The organism is Pseudomonas capsici (assembly GCF_017165765.1).
GTDB classification, from domain to species: Bacteria; Pseudomonadota; Gammaproteobacteria; order Pseudomonadales; family Pseudomonadaceae; genus Aquipseudomonas; species Aquipseudomonas capsici.
The window spans coordinates 33,065-49,232 of the sequence record NZ_JAFGZD010000016.1 but is presented as its reverse complement, the minus strand read 5'-3'; the positions used below and the strand labels follow the sequence as shown (position 1 = coordinate 49,232).

The following is a 16,168-nucleotide window of genomic DNA, read 5'->3' as shown; positions in this document are numbered from 1 at the left end:
GGCAGGAGAAAGCAAACATGGCAGTTACTCGCGTATCCACTCATCACTCTGGCCTCTTCGAGACAGAGGTGACATCGCCACCGTCTGGTCCCACTCCTGCCGAGGCGGACATTGCCTGGTTCAATGCCGCCATGCGCACAGCAGATCCCAGGCCCGCCAGCGATTCGCAAATGCTGGTATCGCCCATCTCCAAGGCATCGACCGCTTACCAGAAAGAGTCGGAAAAGGTTGACCGGGACCTGCAGCGAGCCGCTCGCTCAAGTGACCCGAAAATGGCGATGGATGCCAACCGTTCCCTGTCTTCCTTTTATCTGGAAAGCCTGCTCAGCGCCAAGCTGGTGAGCAAGGCAGCCCAGACTGTGGAAAAACTGACCAGTCTGCAATAAAAGGCCCGACTATGCACCCCAAAGCAATCAGGCTGGCCATCCTTATGCTTTTGGCGTTAATGATGGCTGGCTGCGGCGACCGTATGGAGCTGCATCGCGATCTGACCGAGCAGGATGCCAACGAAGTGTTGGCAGAGCTTGCGGGTAAAAACATTGACGCGCAAAAGCGCCTGGACAAGGGTGGCGTTGCAGTCCTGGTTTCCACGCAGGATATTTCCCGGGCCGTGCGGGTGCTGGAGGCCGTAGGCCTGCCTCGCCGGTCACGCTCGACGCTGGGGGAAGTATTCCGCAAGGAGGGGGTCATTTCCTCTCCCATGGAAGAGCGGGCGCGCTATATATATGCCCTGTCTCAGGAACTGGAGCAGACCCTGTCGCAGATCGATGGTGTCGTGGTTGCCAGGGTGCATGTCGTACTGCCTGAACGCATCGCGCCGGGGGAGCCGGTTCAGCCGGCCTCGGCCGCGGTGTTCATCAAATACCGCAATGATCTTGAACCCGACAGCATATTGCCGCGCATACGGCGCATGGTTGCCAGCAGTATTCCGGGCATGGCCAATGCGGACGAGAAAAAGCTGGCTGTGGTGTTCGTTCCTTCTCAGGGCTATCAGGAGTCGGTGCCGATGGTCAGTTTCGGGCCGTTCACCATGACGCGCGAGCGCATGGAGTTCTGGCAGTGGATGGCGGTGCTCTGTACGTTCGGAATCGCTCTGATGCTGGCTGGCCTGTGGGCACTCAATCCACAATGGCGACAGCGCTTCATGCCGCGACCAGGTCCTGCTGTAGCGACGGAACCGCCGAAATGAACGTGAGCGAGCCGCAGGCGCTGGCCTGGGTATGCTGGTGGACCCAGGGCTGGCGTCAGGCCCATGACAGTTGGCAACTGCACGATTCGGCTGGCATGAACGCTTCAACCCTGAAGCTGTTGGGGCAGGTCGACGACACATTGGTCGACCGCTATCTGGGCATGACGTCGACCCTTCCGCCTGCACCCGATGCCCTGTTGTTGCCCTTGCTGGATCTGAACGATGAGCAATGGGCGCTGGCGCTCGAACTGTGTGCAGGCATTTGTGCCGGCAGTCGCATGCCGCGCCCCGACAGCCTGGACGAACCGGCCTGGCTCTGGTGTCGGCGGCTGGGCAGGGCCTTGCAACCCGGGCGCTGGCTGCCCGAACACTGGGATGCCCGGCAGTCTCGAGTTGCGGGCCTTGGCCTTTTGAAAGCGTGGGTCGGTGACCGGCTCTGGCAGCGACTGCGGGTCAGGTTCGCTCGCGATGCGGTGGGTCAGGCCGAATGCCTGTCACTGGATGACATCCCCAAAGCCAGATTGTGTGCCTTGTGGCAGGCCGTGGGTGGGTACGTTTTGAGCAACAGCATTGAGGGAAGTCCGCATGTTGACCAGTCGCAGTCTGACGCTTACCAGTAACCGTTCCACGGTTAACGAGCCGCTTCTGCGCCGGGAAGTGCTTGAGCAGAGTCTGCTGGCAGAAGAATTGCTGGAAGATGCTCGTGCCCGGGCCCGGGAAATTCTCGACACTGCCGAAGCTGAGGCCGAGGCGCTGCGCCAGCGCTGTGAAGAGCAAACCCGTGCCGAGGTCTGGCAGCAGGCTCAGTCATTGCTCGATGATCTGCGCGAGCAACGGGAGCGGACACTGGCAACGGTCGTCGAGGCGGCAGAAGATCTGGTGCAGCAGGCGCTGCAGCTTGTGCTGGGCGAATTGTCGGACGGCCAGAAAGTCAGCTCAGTCCTGCGGCAACTGACCTCGGCCAGCCCCAACGAAGAATCGGCCCTGATCTATTGCCATCCCGACCGGATAACACTGCTGGCCCAGAGTCTGGAAGAGCAGGGGCAACTGGGCTGGACATTGCGCGGTGATCCGAATCTTGAACCCGACGCCATCAGCCTGCGCACCGAGCATGGAGATTTCAGTCTGAGCTGGAACGCCCTGCAGCGCCATGTCTGGCCTTGATCGGAATCTTCTGGAACCAAACTCCTGCGCTTTCCACTCAGTCATGAGTCCCCGAACCAGGAGTATCACCATGCTTTCTTCCGATGCACTCAGACGCCGTCTCGACAACAACTTCGAAAACACCCAAAAGGACCTGGACTCGGCTGCACTGAGTCTGGACGCCTTCTCTCCGGATGATTGGCACGCCTTCAACTCGGCTATCCGGCAGTCTTCGACTGCCAGCTGGGCTGTGAACCAGGAAATTGTGGTCAAGCACAACCTGGCCAAGGCCATCATCAATGAAATCCGCTGATCTGATCGTTGCTGTCGAGCGTTGGCTCGACAGCAACGAGCCTGTGTTGCTGTTGCAAATCGATCAGCAGCCGTTAAGCGTTAAACGCAGCAATGCAGGGCTGATTTATCTCGCGCCGTTGAGCGCGGCATGGCGCGGTGGCGATGCGGGGCTAGAAGCCGCATTGCGCCTTTCCGGACCCAGCATCAGGCGCTTTCGCGGGGCGCTGGCACTGGATCCCGAGACCAGCCACCTGTGCCTTGTGCAATACCAGCAGTTTCAGAGTACGGCATTGGTCATCCATGACATCGAAGACCTGGTCAACCAGCGCGATGTCTGGGAATCGATGCTTGAACCCAGGAAGGTGACCCCGCCAAGGCAATTCATGCGGCCTATGGCACTGAGAGGCTCTTATGTTTAAGCAATGCTTGAAACGACTGTGCTGTCTTGCACTGCTGTGCATGCAGGCAGAGGTGGCCATGGCTGCGGTACCTGAAGAGTGGCGCCAGTCCGCTTATGCCTACGAGGCATCCCAGACGCCCTTGAGCACCGTGCTGAAGGATTTTGCCAGCTCCTATGGCGTAGGCCTGGAGATGAATGGTGTCAGTGGTGTGGTGGATGCAAAGATTCGCGCCGGCAATGCCCAGGAATTCCTGGATCGCATGGCCCTGGAACATCAATTTCAATGGTTCCTGTACAACGGCAAGTTGTACGTGAGCCCACAGTCGGGGCAAGTCTCGCAACGGCTGGAAGTGTCTTCCGATGCCGCCCCCGACCTGAAGCAGGCGCTGACCGATATCGGCCTGCTGGACAAGCGTTTCGGCTGGGGTGAGCTGCCGGATGAAGGCGTGGTGCTGGTCAGTGGTCCGGTTCGCTATGTCGAACTGATTCGCGGTTTCAGCAAGGAAAAGGTCAAGCCTGAAGAAAAGCAGCAGGTCATGATGTTCTCCCTGCGTTACGCCGCCGTGGCCGATCGCGATATCCACTATCGTGAGCAGAGCATCACCATTCCCGGTGTCGCGACGCTGCTCGACGGCCTGCTTGAAAGCAAACAGGTTGTACCGCCTTCACCCCAGGACCCGATGGCCAATATCCAGGCCTTGCAAGGCATGGCCGATATCGGCCGCAACAAGATCATCAATCTGGCCACAGAGCGCACCGCTTCCCGTGACAAGCCAAAGCCTGGCAAGACCTCAAGCAATCGCAAGGTGGTCGCCGATGTGCGCAACAATGCGGTACTGATCTACGACACGCCGGAAAAGCGCGAGATGTATCAGCAACTGATCCAGCAACTGGACCAGCCGAGCAATCTGGTGGAAATCGATGCAATCATTCTGGACATCGATCGTACTCAACTGAGCGCCCTGGAATCCCGCTGGTCGGCACGTGCCGGCTCGGTAAACTTTGGCAGTTCCCTCCTGACCGGTGGTTCGGCCACGCTTTCCATCAATGACTTCGATCGCTTCTTTGCCGATATTCAGGCGCTGGAGGGGCAGGGTGTGGCATCGGTGATCGCCAGGCCTTCGGTATTGACCCTGGAAAACCAGCCGGCCGTGATCGATTTCAGCCGCACCGCCTATATCACTGCCACCGGTGAACGGGTCGCCAATGTGCAATCGGTTACCGCCGGGACCAGCCTGCAAGTCATCCCCCGTACCATTGCCGGTGCGCAGCCCAGTCGTTTCCAGTTGATCATCGATATCGAGGACGGCCAGCTCGATCGTTCTCGCGACGGTGAAACTCCGGATGTGAAGCGTGGTACGGTCAGCACCCAGGCGGTCATCAGTGAAAACCGCTCGCTGGTGATTGGCGGGTTTCATGTCGACGAAACCGGCCAGCATCACGACAAGGTTCCGCTGCTGGGAGATCTGCCTGTTCTGGGATCGCTGTTCACCTCCAAGCGCCAGGAAGTGTCGCGACGCGAACGTCTGTTCATTCTCACGCCAAGGCTGATTGGCGATCAGATAGATCCGGCGCGCTACATCGCTACAGAAAATCGCCCGCAACTCGACAAGGCGCTGGCCCTCAGTGGTTCGCCCAACAGTCGGGACCGCAAGAAAGCAGCCATTTCCAACGCTTTTGCCGATCTGGTCAAGGGACGTATCCCCAGTGATGTTAAAGAGGCACCGTCTGGTGTGCGTCTGGGGGATCTGTGTAGAGTGGGGAACGGGTTTTCGATTGATCCTGCGCGAGGCCAATGGTTTGGTGGTGATGGCTTCGATATTGCTGTCGGAGTCGTGCGTAACAACAGCAGCAAGGCTCAGGATTTCTCTCTGGCGTCCTGTTCGGGTGGACGGACACTTGCTGTAACAATGTTACCGGCCGGGCGTCTTCAGCCAGGTCAATCAACTGAAGTGTTTGTGGCAACACGACCAGTGGCGACCATTGCGACACCGAACAGCCCGGCCAGAGTATCAATACTGCCGCCTTGAAACAGATGTGACGGAGAAAGCTTTCTGGCACAGTGACATCTATTGTTTAAATAGCGACACAATCCATTAATACAGTACTTTTCAGGGCCGAATTCAGTACAGTCCGTTTGTAGGGAGATTCCGAAATGAAGTTGGTACATGCAGGTGCCTTATTTATTGTTACTCTATTGTTGAGTGCTTGTGCGACAATGCAATCATCTTGTTCTGCCAGTGAATGCCAGCAAGTTGACGCCAATAGTTCCGGCCTTAAAGTTTGGTGGGCTCCAGAACTGCGTAACGACGCAACTGAATACACTACGGTACATTTGAATGACTGAAACGATTCTGCGTAGTACCGACCAGCGAGATTTTCTTGTCAGCATCGGCGAGCAGCAGCCGAGCACCTGGCAATGGGCCCCGGGCATCGATTTCGTGTATCGCAGAGACAGCGTGGGCTGGGGCCTGGCACTCATGATAGAGCGTCAGGCACAGCGGCCCAACCTGTTTTCCGACACGCTCAAGCGGCGCTTCGAGAACGTCGAATCCTATGACGGTTACTATCTCTGTCTGGACAACCAGCAGCGGTTCGTCGTCTGGCATGAACTGGGCCGTGATTATCGACGTGAAGAAAGCTTGCATGGCCTGCTCAGTGAGTTCCTCACATTGACGGGTTTTAAACACTAGATTCAGAATATTTATTCCAGCAGGAACCTCTCGCCATTAATTTTCCACTCAGTTGTCGCTATGGATCCATTTTGAGCAACGACAAACTTGAGGAAAATTCAATGGCGAACTCCCAACGCGATGCGCAACGTTTTATTGCTCGTCTTAGTGAAACACTTGGTACATCTTTAACCCTCCAAAACGGTGTCTGTGCGTTGTATGACAACCAGAACCGTCAAGCCGCCGTTATCGAAGTGCCCAGACTCAGTGACAACGTGGTTATTCATTGCAGTCTGGGCCAAGTGCGCAAGAGCCAGGAAAACATGCAGCGCCTGCTCAACATCAACTTTGATGTTGCAAGTCTGCGTGGCTGCTGGCTGGCCCTCGATCAGCAGGAACTGCGTCTGTGCACCCAGCGTGAACTGTCTCGTCTCGACGAAGGCCAGTTCTGCGATCTGGTCAACGGTTTCATCGCGCAGGTCCAGCACACCCGCACCACCGTCCAGCCATTACTGAATTGAGTTGTTTTGGGAACCGTCTGTCGGCTGTTGCCACACAACGGTGAGTGCCACTACGAGGTCGACCCTCTTGATGGCACCACCCCCGGCCAGAACGGCATCGATTGCCGTACTCCGGACACTCTCAATGAAGGAACGAGGTAGAAAATGGCTGATATCGCGGGTATTTCGGGTTTTTCCCAAAGTGGTCTTTCCGGTCTTTCGGGACTATCCGGTGGTCTGGGTGGGGCTACGGCAGGTGCTGCCACGGGGCAGGGCGGACAATCCGCTCTGGAACAACTGGCCGGCATGCTGGCTGAAATGTTGCTCGGTTCCGGCTCTGGCTCCGGTGGTGCCGGCGCAGGTTCGGGTTCTGGTGCGGGCCAGGCTGGCAAGTCGGGCCAGAGCGACATCGATTCCCTGCTGCAGTCCCTGCAAGGCGGCGACCAGAAAGGGGACAGCTCCAAGGGTGCGAACGGCACCGGTGACGAATCCTCCAAAGAGCTTCTGACTCAGGTTTTGATGGCTCTGTTTGAAAAAATTCTCGGCGGCTCCGACTCTTCGTCGGGCACTGGCGAAGGCGGTGGTGGTACAGGTTCCGGTTCGGGCTCGCCAGTCAGCGGTGCAGGCGGTGGTGGCGGCGGTACCAAGGGCCTTGAAGGTCTGGGTTCAGGCCAGGGCCTGGGCGGTACTCAGGGCGCGGGCGGTGGCTCGGGCAGCGTCGAAGATCTGGTCAACACGCTGATGAAAAGTCTGGGTGGCGGTTCTCTGGATAACGCGATCCAGCCGTCTTCCGATGGCGGTGGCCAAGTATCCCAGGACGGTAAGCTCAAAGAGCTGCTGGAAATGATCGCCCAGTTCATGGACAGCCATCCGGAAACCTTCAACCAGCCGTCTGACACCTCAAGCAAGGGCGGCGGTGGTGGCGGCGGTGGTGCTCCGTCCATAGGTGGCGGCGGTGGTGGCGGTGCTCCGTCTGTAGGTGGCGGCGGTGGCGGTGGTGCTCCGTCTGTAGGTGGCGGCGGTGGCGGTGGTGCTCCGTCTGTAGGTGGCGGTGGTGGCGGCGGTGCTCCGTCTGTAGGTGGCGGCGGTGGCGGTGGTAGCACTCCATCCATCGGTGGCACAGCTCCGACCACGACTCCTGGCACTGGCGGTACTGCAGGCACTGGTTCTGCCGGCTCATCCACTCCAGTGTCTTTCCCGACTGCTTCGGGTAGCCCGACCGTAGTCAACGAAACGATCAAGGTAGGCCCGGGCGAAGTGTTCGATGGCCAGGGCAAGACCTTCACTGCCGGCCCTAGCCTGGGTGATGGCGGACAGGGTGAAGGACAGAAGCCACTCTTCGAACTGGCTGAAGGTGCCACCCTGAAAAACGTGACCTTCGGTGAAAACGCCGCTGACGGTGTGCATGTCCGCGCTGCCAGCGAGAAGGCTGTAAACGTCGATAACGTTCACTGGACCAACGTCGGTGAAGACGCGCTGACCGTGAAGGGCGAGGGCGGTGCCAAAGTCACCAACCTGAACATCACCAACAGCAGTGCCCAGGGCGCCAATGACAAGATCTTCCAGCTCAATGCCGACGCCAACGTGAGCGTTGACAACTTCAAGGCCAAGGATTTCGGAACCTTCATGCGCACCAACGGTGGGCAGCAGGGCAACTGGAACCTGGACCTGAAGAACGTCGACGCTGAAAACGGCAAGTTCTCCTTCGTGAAGAGCGACAGTGAAGGCCTGAACCTGACCACCAGCGGCATCAACCTGAAGAACGTAGAGCATCCTTACGACAAGCTGCCGGGTTCTACCAACCACAAGGAGGTCTGATATGACAGCCGTGCAACAAAAGCCTGAAGAGGTCTCTTGGTCGTCTCTGGTACGCAACGGCGGCTACCTGACTCCGGCCCAGCGTCAGGCGTTTGAAAGTGCAATCGCTCTGGTCAACGAGCGTCTGCAGAGCACCCTCGACAAGCCGGGTAACCGGGTCAATGGCCAGTTCAGTCTGAACAATTACATTGACAGCCTGGAGTCGGAGTTCAAACGCGATGCCGGTACCGATGAGCTGCGTGGCGATGCTTCGCTGACAGCCTTCTGGATCGTGCGATTGCTGGCTGATCGTCTGCTGGAAGCAGCAGGTGCCAGGCCGGTCGTGCACTGACCGTGCATCAGGCGGGAAACAAAACGGGCTCCTGAAGAGCCCGTTTTTTTATCAGCGACAGTAGCCGATTCAGCAGGGTGTCCTGGCAAAGCGCTGCCGCATGGTCAATGCAGTATTGGCAAGCCTGAGACCTGCAATCCCGGACTGAAAATCACTCGGCCAACTGACACAGAAGACAATTTTTCTTAAGTTCACCACTTCCAAAAAAAGCGTCCATGAAACCACAGTTTTCCACCTCGTAATCCACTACGATGTCTTGAGGGTCAGCGATGACCTTGACGTAGCAATATTCCGTCCACGTATTCTGTTGGTATTGATCTGTAATCTGAAGATACCCTGCGCTCCGGTCATGAGTAGACCCCATGTATTTATTTTCCGAAAACGTACCCTTATACCGACTCCATAGATAGGAGGTGTTCTTCGGATTTTTACGATCAGGCTCTACAGATTCAGGCTTGCCCATCAGAGGTGCAAGTTTTGCGATGGCCTCATTGACATCTTTACCCTTGGCATCTTTTACACTACTAAGCTCCTGACTCGGAATCGAAGTACACCCCACCAATGAAGACAGCAGAACGGCGACAAGCGCATGTTTTATGGCTGCCTTTTTTAAAGATTTGCCATCAGTTGGCTGAACGGAAAGCTCTACCGGCGGCTCAGACCGTTCATTCATCATGCTTGCCATACACCGTCTCGTTCAAAGTTACTGAAATGGGTCGAATCGTGAAAAAATCGTATTCGACGCTTCGAAGCTTTTCGATAGTACAGGTGTACTACCGGCCCCCGATGTCACGATCCTCAGTGTGTAATCAGTGCCTGTAAGCCCTATGGCAATCACCAAAGGATGAGTATCCGTTCAGATCAAAACCTGTTGAAAAACGGCTTGGTGCATTCAGTGAATGTCACCTTGGAGGCTGCGCCCTGACGGCGCTCACAACTTTTCAGTGCGCGATTGAAATCCGTCATATCAACCTTACAGTCCGTAGCTCCCGACACATTGCATTTGCCCAAGGCCACACGGCATACGGCAAACTGACGGTCGCCAGCAAGCTGCCTCCTACAAAGTGAAACAACAGGCACAAAAAATCCCACAGGCGTATGCACGCGCTGTGGGAGGGGTACAGCGTTTACTTCGATCAATGCTTCATGAACTTCTCTTTCTCGAACTCCATGTAGATGATGGTCCGTTGAACCGGCGTGGCGTTGACAGCGAAGTGGTCCAGGGAACCATCGAAAATCGCGCCTGTGCCGGGTTTCTGGTGATAGAACTCGCCTGCCACGTTCAGGTAGGAGTAGTTGGCTTCGTTGGCGGCGCTGAGGGTGATGTGCATCTGCAGCAGCCCTTCATTTGTCAGTTCCGGATGGCGATGCAGGCTCAAGAAGCTGTGAGGTGCCATACGGGCCAGGGCCACGACTTTTATGCCCTTGAGCGGTTTGAACAACTCCAGAGTGCGGGGCATTGTTGCCTGGGCAGGGCCGATAGGCGTGTCCCTGAACAGCAGCGCATATTGTGTCCAGTCACGATTGCCACCTTCGGCACCCCAGCCCTTGAGCCAGCCGTAATCGCCGCCCTGTTGCAGGTGTTCGGTCAGTTCGGCGTGGACCTGTTGATGCTGCTTGTTGGTTCGGTCGATTTCGAGCAGAGGTGCATCCAGAGTTGCGAGTTCTTCCTGGATCACCGAGCAATGGGCGACCAGATTTGCCAGTTGCGGAAAATCTTCGAGAGCATAAAAGGCGGTAGTCATTTTCAAGGTTCCCTTGAGCAGGTAAGGCACAGAACGGGTGAAGGCTGGCGGCGCAATTCTGCTTGCGCCGCCAGCCTGTTTTTACGTCAGTGAGCAAAGAACGGGAGCCGGCTCAGCTCTTGAGTTCCAGCCCGCTTTTCTTCAGGTCTTGCGCTACGGTTTTCTGTGTGTCCGATGCTCTGGAAATCTCACCGTTCACGAAATACGCCTTGGGTTTGTCCTGATCCTCGCCATAGGTGAAGTTCACCTTGGCCAGGGTCTTGTTCACAGCCATTGAGGCTGAGTTATTGGCACTGACCAATGGCGTGGGGGTGGTGAAACCTTCGGTCTGCGCTGCGCTCTTGAAGATCGAGATAGCCAGGATCCGCATGTTGTCGCGGTTGCTGAGCAGTTCGAACATTTCCTTTTGCGTGAGAGTGCCATCCCGGCTGCCGGCATCGACCCTGTCGAAGACGTGGTCCTTGGGCTCCAGACGAACCCGTGCCAGGGTGCCTGGCTGGCTTTGAAACTCTTTGAGTAGCGATTTGAGTGCCGGGTCCTGATCGATCAGCTTGGCGATGTTTTCCGCGTTGCTGGTCTGATGATCGCCGTAGATCACGCTCATGATCTTGGACGTGAGGTTCTGCGAGTCCAGGCGTGCCAGGTTGGTGTAGTTACTTTCAAAGCGACCATTGTCCAGCACGCTGTGCTTGTTGACCGAGGCTTCCTGTTGGGCTGTGGAGCGCTTCAGAGAACGCAGTGCTGCGTATTGCTCATCGTTCTCCGGTGTCTTGCTGGCAAAGAAGTCATTGAGCCCCTTCAGATGAATCTGGATCTTTTCCTTGGCGCTTGCGTCCTTGTATTCCGGTTGTGTGTGGTCGGCCAGTCGAGTCAGCTCGGCCTTCGAAGCCTTGTCCTTGAACGCATCGCCCAACGAGGTGGCGAGTTTGGTCACGTTGGCCGTGGTCAGCGGTGCCGCTTCCTTGAACTGGAACTTGATCCGCTTGGTTGTCTTGTCATCAATGGAGGCGGTTACCGTGATGCCGTTGGTGCTGGTGATTGCCTGGGAGCCGGGGGCCGAGCTCGGGGTCGGGTTTGTATGGCCGCCGACAAGCTGGGCGCGGCCAAAAGCGCCTACGTTGAAGTTATTGAGCAGACGAACCCTGTTCTGGGACTTTTCATCCATGCGACTGGTATCGTTTTCCTGACTGAGTTTCTGCCAGGTGAAGTTGGCAAGATTGACGTTGGCGGTGAAGCCGACACCGAAGCGCGCAGAAGCTGTCAATGGTTTGCTGTCATGATCCGAAATGCCCAGTTGCACGCGGAACTCGGTGTTGGCCCCGGCAGTCAGGTCGACATTGACCCGCTTCATTTCGTGAGCCTTGTGGTTTGCGCCTTCCTTGAGAACGTCCAGTGCTGTCAGCTTGCCTGTGAACAGGTTGTCGACGAACTGATCGATCTTTTCATCCGGCACTGTAAATGCCACACCGGTACGTTGGGTGTGGGTACCAGCAAGCGTAATATCGCCTCCTACGCGAAAGGCCAGCGCGCCACGTTTTTCATTGCCCAGATCCAGGGTGGTGAGTTTTGCGTATTCCCCGGCGCTCGTTATATCCGGCAGGACATCCTTGCCGGCTCCCACGGTCCCGCTGAGCAGGTTGGCACGTTCACGTAACAGATAGACTTCCACCCCCTTATCACCGCGCTCGGCCGCGAAGGCGTAATTGCGGGTGTTGCTGTATTGCCCGCTGGGGAAGGGGCCTGTCACGTGTTTGGCAATGCCGATGAAGGGCGTGCTCAAAGTCATGCCGTAGCTGCGTGAAAGACTGATCTCGTCGTCCGGAAATTCCAGCTGTTTAAGTGAGTTCTTGAATTTTTCAGCCAGCTCGGCCTGATCCTTGCTGCCGGTGGCGACACGCATGTTGACGCTGGTGGCGTGATCCGGCTTGTGGAAACCGTTCAGGAAAGCCTTGATTCCGTCGTAAGACTTTTCCAACTGATAGTGCTCGGTAAAACCCATGTCCGAAACGTGCTTGATCGGATTGTCGCCATAGGTCTTGTCGCGCAAATGGATCAACTCGTTTTTGATTGCCTTTATCTGGTTATTTTTATCGGGACCATCGGGGAGTTTTTCGGCTTTATCCAGCAGCTTTCCGACATCATCGAGGGTCTTGATATCCAGAGCCAGGCGGGCTTTGGTCAGGGCATGGTCATCGTGGCCATGGCGACGCTTGCCCGCTGGGGTATCGGCATCCAGATGTCTCATTTTCAGGTCCATGCCCTGCAGGGACTTGAGCAATGCACCGGTCGGGTTATCCGAGGACGGGGAGACCTTGTCCAGAGCACCCTGAGCCAGTGCCAGCAGGTCGTTCTTGGGTTCATTGCGTTTTGGCGGCGCGGACTCCATTTTACTGGCTGCTTTCTTGCCTTTCTCCGTAGGTTCTCCATGAAGATTGAGCAAACCGGCTTTCTCGCCCAGCGTCATGACCGCCTTGCGGCTATGGTTTTCCAGCTCTTCACGGAAGGACTCCAGGCTTTCGCTCAGCGCCTTTCCTTCCTCTCCGAGGTCCAGTTTGGCGATGCGGGTCTTCAGGTCGTGGCCGGCTTCCGGGGCCTTGCCCGGTGCCTGGCGGATTTCCTTCAAGTCATGGAACAAGGGGGCCTGGGCATTGTAGACATTTGCCAGACCGTCCCGACCATTGATCTTGTGGTCGATATAGTTCACTACGTTCTTGGCCGGTCGCAATTCCAGATCGGGTTTGAAAACGTAAGCCTTGGTGAACTCTGCCGTGCTGGATTTATTGCTTTGTTCTATACCGCTGCGGCCCAGCATGTTGGAGGTAAAGTTTAATGTGCCGACTCCGGGAATGCTCACCCTTGCCATGCTCTTGTCGAGTCTTGCGAATATATTGTTCAACTCGTTCTGATCGGCAGGGCGACTTTCAACGTTTTGCCATTCTTTGTTCTTGTACTGCTGGGTAGCCGGTTTTTCACCGGGTGGATCCTTGAAGGTGACGCTGACGGTATTGTTCGTTTCCGTGCGAAGACCGGAAATCTCGCCTTTGTAGGGCAGTTCTATCTTCTGCCATTTCGAAGCGCTCTCGGATGTGGTTTCCGAGTTGCCAGCCGCTGATGTCCCGGCCGCTGATGTTCCAGCCTCGGCAGGCTGTATTTCCGATGCGGTGGAGGTAGATGGTCTGGACTCGGCAGCCGCGGATGTCGACGGTCTGGATGGCGTAGGGCCGGCTTCTGCGGCAGTCGATGTGCTGGCCTGCTCGGGTTTTGAGTCGGTCGGCTTGCTCTGCCAGTCTTCCTTGAGCATGAAGAACAGTTCGCCGTTACTGGTTCCCGCATGTACACCATTGGCATCCAGGGTCAGGTAGGCAACTGTCCCTTCCAGGCCATGACGGGTCATTTCAGTCGGATCGCCTTCCTTGTGATGGGCGGTCATGCGACCTTTGTCATCAAGGGCCACGAACTGTTTGTCGTTGTACATGGCGAAATCTTTGATCACGCGACCTTCCAGGCCCGCGATGGCATCGCCCAGTTCGACTTTGGTGGAGCGTGGCGTGTCTTTCAGATTGTGGGTGTCGTTGAAGGTGCTCTTGCCGTAATCGGGCGTTACTTTCAGCTCGTGAACCTTGCCGTCCTTGAGTACATAGGCATTGCCGTCGATGCCGCGCTTGAGCGCGTCGATGTCCTTGACGCCACTGTCTTTCCAGCCTTGAGTAGTTGAATCCCAGGTCTGGATACTGCCATCCACTATCCCGATACGACCGTTGCGGTGCAGGTCGAGGGTGTTTTCGTGTGTCGGCTCTTTCTTGACCGGCAAGCCCTGGGTGTTTTCCAGGACCTTTACATCCGAGAGGTTCCAGCCGCTCTGCAGGCTGGAGGTCTTTTCATCCAGGGTATGGGAGTGGATCTGGCCAGCACCGTCCTTGATCAAGGCATGCATTTGCCCGTCATCGCCACTCATGAAACCGGTGACCTGCTGGCGCGCCCCCAGCTTGCCATCTTCGGGTTGGTAGTTTTTCTCCGGCATGAGCTTCAGGACACCATCATCGCTCTTGAGCTCGTTACGCGAGGCGCTGTACAGCTTGCCTTCGGTATCGGCGACGAACAGGCGATCCTTGGTCAGGCCGATGCTGCTGGCTTCGGATTTGCCATCGTTGAGGTTGAGGGTGATATGCAGCTCGGGGACTTCCCCCATCTTGCCCAACTGGAGGGTCTGGGTGTCCTTGCCCGCAAGCATGGCCACGGTCCCGTCGGAGGCGACCGAATGGGCCTGCAGATCCTTGAGTTTGATTTCGGGTCTTGTCTCGCTGGAGAGGTTGACCAGCGAGTCGCCGCTACGTGCATAGAGCTTGCCGTCACCTTCCGTCGAAAGGCTGCTGAATTTCTTGTCGCCCGTATCGGGAAGAGGGGACCACTTGAGCATGTCCGAGTTGAACTTATAAGGCTTTTCGTCATGCAGGCGCAGTGTCTGGCCGCTGCTGTCCTGATGGGCTCCGCTCAAGTGGGCGATATGTGCCTTGTCCGGCAGTGCTTGGGTGACCGTCGATGTCAGGCCTTCGAGGTTCATCGAGTTGCCCTGGCGTTGCAGGGCGACGCTGCCAGGTTTGCTGCCCGATGGTACATCCAGCGATTTACTGCTGCGCAACAGGGTGAAGCCTGTGTCGCTCTGCTGCATCTTGAGCAGGTGACCCTTTGGCTCCAGCAGCACCTGACCGTTGCCTTGCCCTGTGCTTTGATGGGCCAGGTAGGTTTTATCCTTTTTGCCGACGGTATCCTGAAGCATGGTGTTCAAGGCCGGTGGGCTGAAGCCCTCGAAACTGGCCTTGCCCTTTTTGTCCAGGCTGATCGTGTTGGGGGGCGTGGTTGGTTTTGCGATGCGTTCAATGTTGCCGTCCAGGCCGACAAAGCGCCCACCCGGCAGGTTTTTGGCCTCGCCTAACATCGGTGTTTCAGGCTTGGCCTGCTCCTTGATCGAAGGGCCTTTGCCATCGCTGCCACTGAGTCTGGAATTCGATTTGCGACTGTTCTGGGCGGCGCTCTGCACCGCCAGATCATCACGGAAAGACCTGGATGATTCGGCCTTGGTGATTTCCTGTTTCGATGACGTGCCGGCTTCTTTCTGGACGGGCGTTTCTTTGGTCGACTCGCCCGCGATGCGCTTGCCTTCGGCTTTCTTCGACTTCGAGGATTCGGGCTGAGAATCCCCCATCAAGGCGCGTTCCATTTTATTGGCGCGCAATGGCCAACCCATGCCATCTGCTTTTGGAACCACCGGGTCATTCTGCGCCAGCGGCATGGCTTCGGACTTGGCGCTGCTTTCTGCGCTGCCTTCGGATTTCTTCGATTTCGAGGACTCTGCCCGGGATTCGCCCATCAGAGAACGACCCAGCTTATCGCCACCGCGCATGCGCGAGCCCGCGCCGCGGATTTGTTGGGCGGCTGCTTTGGCCGCCAGATCATCAGGGTCCTGAGCCTGGATCTCGGACTGCACGCTGCTCTGCACGCCGATCTTTGGTGTGGCTTGCAGATCCTGAGTCACCGGACCTGCTTTTGCGGTTGACTGCTGACCCAGTTTGTCCAGTGAGGTGGTTGTACGCTGCGTCGGGGGCTGGTTTTGCTGGTTGAGGCCTTGCGGGTTATGGCCTGAGGACGTCGCGCCATGTATCTGGCTTGCGCCGGGTGCGTTGTTAAGCGGAATCATGAGCATTCTCCGTGTCATGGACTGCCCGGAACAACCTCATGATGGCTGTCCGGCCTTAAAGGAAGGTTTCCTTTGCCCTGTGTGGAAATGCCCTGTGACTTGGTTCCAGAGGTCGACGCTGTTTGCGCCAGCGTCTGACTGATGGAGTGTGAGCGCCTTTCCTTGAAATACCTCGCTACAACTGTGTCGGTATTGATACGTTCGGAAACTGTTATTTTTTCGCCACGACTGCACCAGTGCCATTTTGCTCAATGCGGCTCGCGGTTTCACAGCACAGTCTCAGGCTGATGCTCGTGTATCGGAACACACTACATTTATTTGCCCGTCACCCCGGCTGATCCGCAGCAGGTGATCCCCAGGCCCCGGTTTTCAATCATTCGT

Annotated in this window: 14 protein-coding genes; 11 read left to right on the top strand and 3 right to left on the bottom strand. The window is 56.9% G+C overall.

The genetic code is table 11. The annotated features are described in order from the left end of the window. Positions 1-17: 17 nt before the first annotated feature. From JSY17_RS19055 to JSY17_RS19005, 11 genes are all read left to right on the top strand, one after another. Positions 18-386 (top strand): EscI/YscI/HrpB family type III secretion system inner rod protein, encoded by a 369-nt coding sequence (locus JSY17_RS19055; protein WP_117182821.1) that lies wholly within the window; start codon positions 18-20, stop codon positions 384-386. An 11-nt stretch (positions 387-397) separates the two neighbouring features. Next, positions 398-1,189, top strand: coding sequence for a type III secretion system inner membrane ring lipoprotein SctJ (gene sctJ, locus JSY17_RS19050; protein WP_117182820.1), 792 nt, complete (start codon positions 398-400; stop codon positions 1,187-1,189). Continuing rightward, on the top strand, positions 1,186-1,809 hold the full coding sequence (locus JSY17_RS19045; RefSeq protein ID WP_122371639.1) for a hypothetical protein: 624 nt from the start codon (positions 1,186-1,188) through the stop codon (positions 1,807-1,809). Before sctJ ends, JSY17_RS19045 begins: the two co-directional genes overlap by 4 nt. Then, positions 1,775-2,353 carry a type III secretion system stator protein SctL gene (gene sctL, locus JSY17_RS19040; protein WP_117182818.1) on the top strand — a complete coding sequence of 193 codons (579 nt, stop codon included), beginning with the start codon at positions 1,775-1,777 and terminating at the stop codon, positions 2,351-2,353. Before JSY17_RS19045 ends, sctL begins: the two co-directional genes overlap by 35 nt. Positions 2,354-2,423: 70 nt before the next feature. Next, positions 2,424-2,645, top strand: coding sequence for a serine kinase (locus JSY17_RS19035; protein WP_025259532.1), 222 nt, complete (start codon positions 2,424-2,426; stop codon positions 2,643-2,645). Continuing rightward, entirely contained in the window at positions 2,632-3,045 is a 414-nt protein-coding gene (locus JSY17_RS19030) for a type III secretion system chaperone (protein ID WP_117182817.1), read from the top strand. The genes JSY17_RS19035 and JSY17_RS19030 overlap by 14 nt, the downstream gene beginning before the upstream one ends. Positions 3,046-3,103: 58 nt before the next feature. Continuing rightward, on the top strand, positions 3,104-5,056 hold the full coding sequence (sctC, locus tag JSY17_RS19025; RefSeq protein ID WP_232849547.1) for a type III secretion system outer membrane ring subunit SctC: 1,953 nt from the start codon (positions 3,104-3,106) through the stop codon (positions 5,054-5,056). Between the two features lie 309 nt (positions 5,057-5,365). After that, on the top strand, positions 5,366-5,719 hold the full coding sequence (locus JSY17_RS19020) for a negative regulator of hrp expression HrpV (RefSeq protein WP_117167098.1): 354 nt from the start codon (positions 5,366-5,368) through the stop codon (positions 5,717-5,719). Between the two features lie 101 nt (positions 5,720-5,820). Next, entirely contained in the window at positions 5,821-6,219 is a 399-nt protein-coding gene (locus tag JSY17_RS19015; RefSeq protein WP_117167099.1) for a type III secretion system chaperone, read from the top strand. A 144-nt stretch (positions 6,220-6,363) separates the two neighbouring features. Next, positions 6,364-8,016 carry a pectate lyase gene (locus JSY17_RS25870; protein ID WP_206402759.1) on the top strand — a complete coding sequence of 551 codons (1,653 nt, stop codon included), beginning with the start codon at positions 6,364-6,366 and terminating at the stop codon, positions 8,014-8,016. 1 nt (position 8,017) lies between these two features. Further along, the gene (locus tag JSY17_RS19005; RefSeq protein ID WP_117184439.1) at positions 8,018-8,347 is read left to right on the top strand and encodes an HrpW-specific chaperone; all 330 of its coding nucleotides are present in this window, start codon (positions 8,018-8,020) and stop codon (positions 8,345-8,347) included. A 151-nt stretch (positions 8,348-8,498) separates the two neighbouring features. On the opposite strand, the gene JSY17_RS19000 is transcribed toward JSY17_RS19005, so the two are convergent. The 3 genes from JSY17_RS19000 to JSY17_RS18990 form a co-directional block, all read right to left on the bottom strand. Further along, positions 8,499-9,032: a hypothetical protein gene (locus JSY17_RS19000; RefSeq protein WP_206402760.1), complete on the bottom strand. Its 534-nt coding sequence runs from the start codon at positions 9,030-9,032 to the stop codon at positions 8,499-8,501. Between the two features lie 451 nt (positions 9,033-9,483). Further along, positions 9,484-10,092 (bottom strand): aspartyl/asparaginyl beta-hydroxylase domain-containing protein, encoded by a 609-nt coding sequence (locus JSY17_RS18995; protein ID WP_206402761.1) that lies wholly within the window; start codon positions 10,090-10,092, stop codon positions 9,484-9,486. Between the two features lie 112 nt (positions 10,093-10,204). After that, positions 10,205-15,787 carry an AvrE-family type 3 secretion system effector gene (locus tag JSY17_RS18990; protein ID WP_206402766.1) on the bottom strand — a complete coding sequence of 1,861 codons (5,583 nt, stop codon included), beginning with the start codon at positions 15,785-15,787 and terminating at the stop codon, positions 10,205-10,207. Positions 15,788-16,168 lie beyond the last annotated feature (381 nt).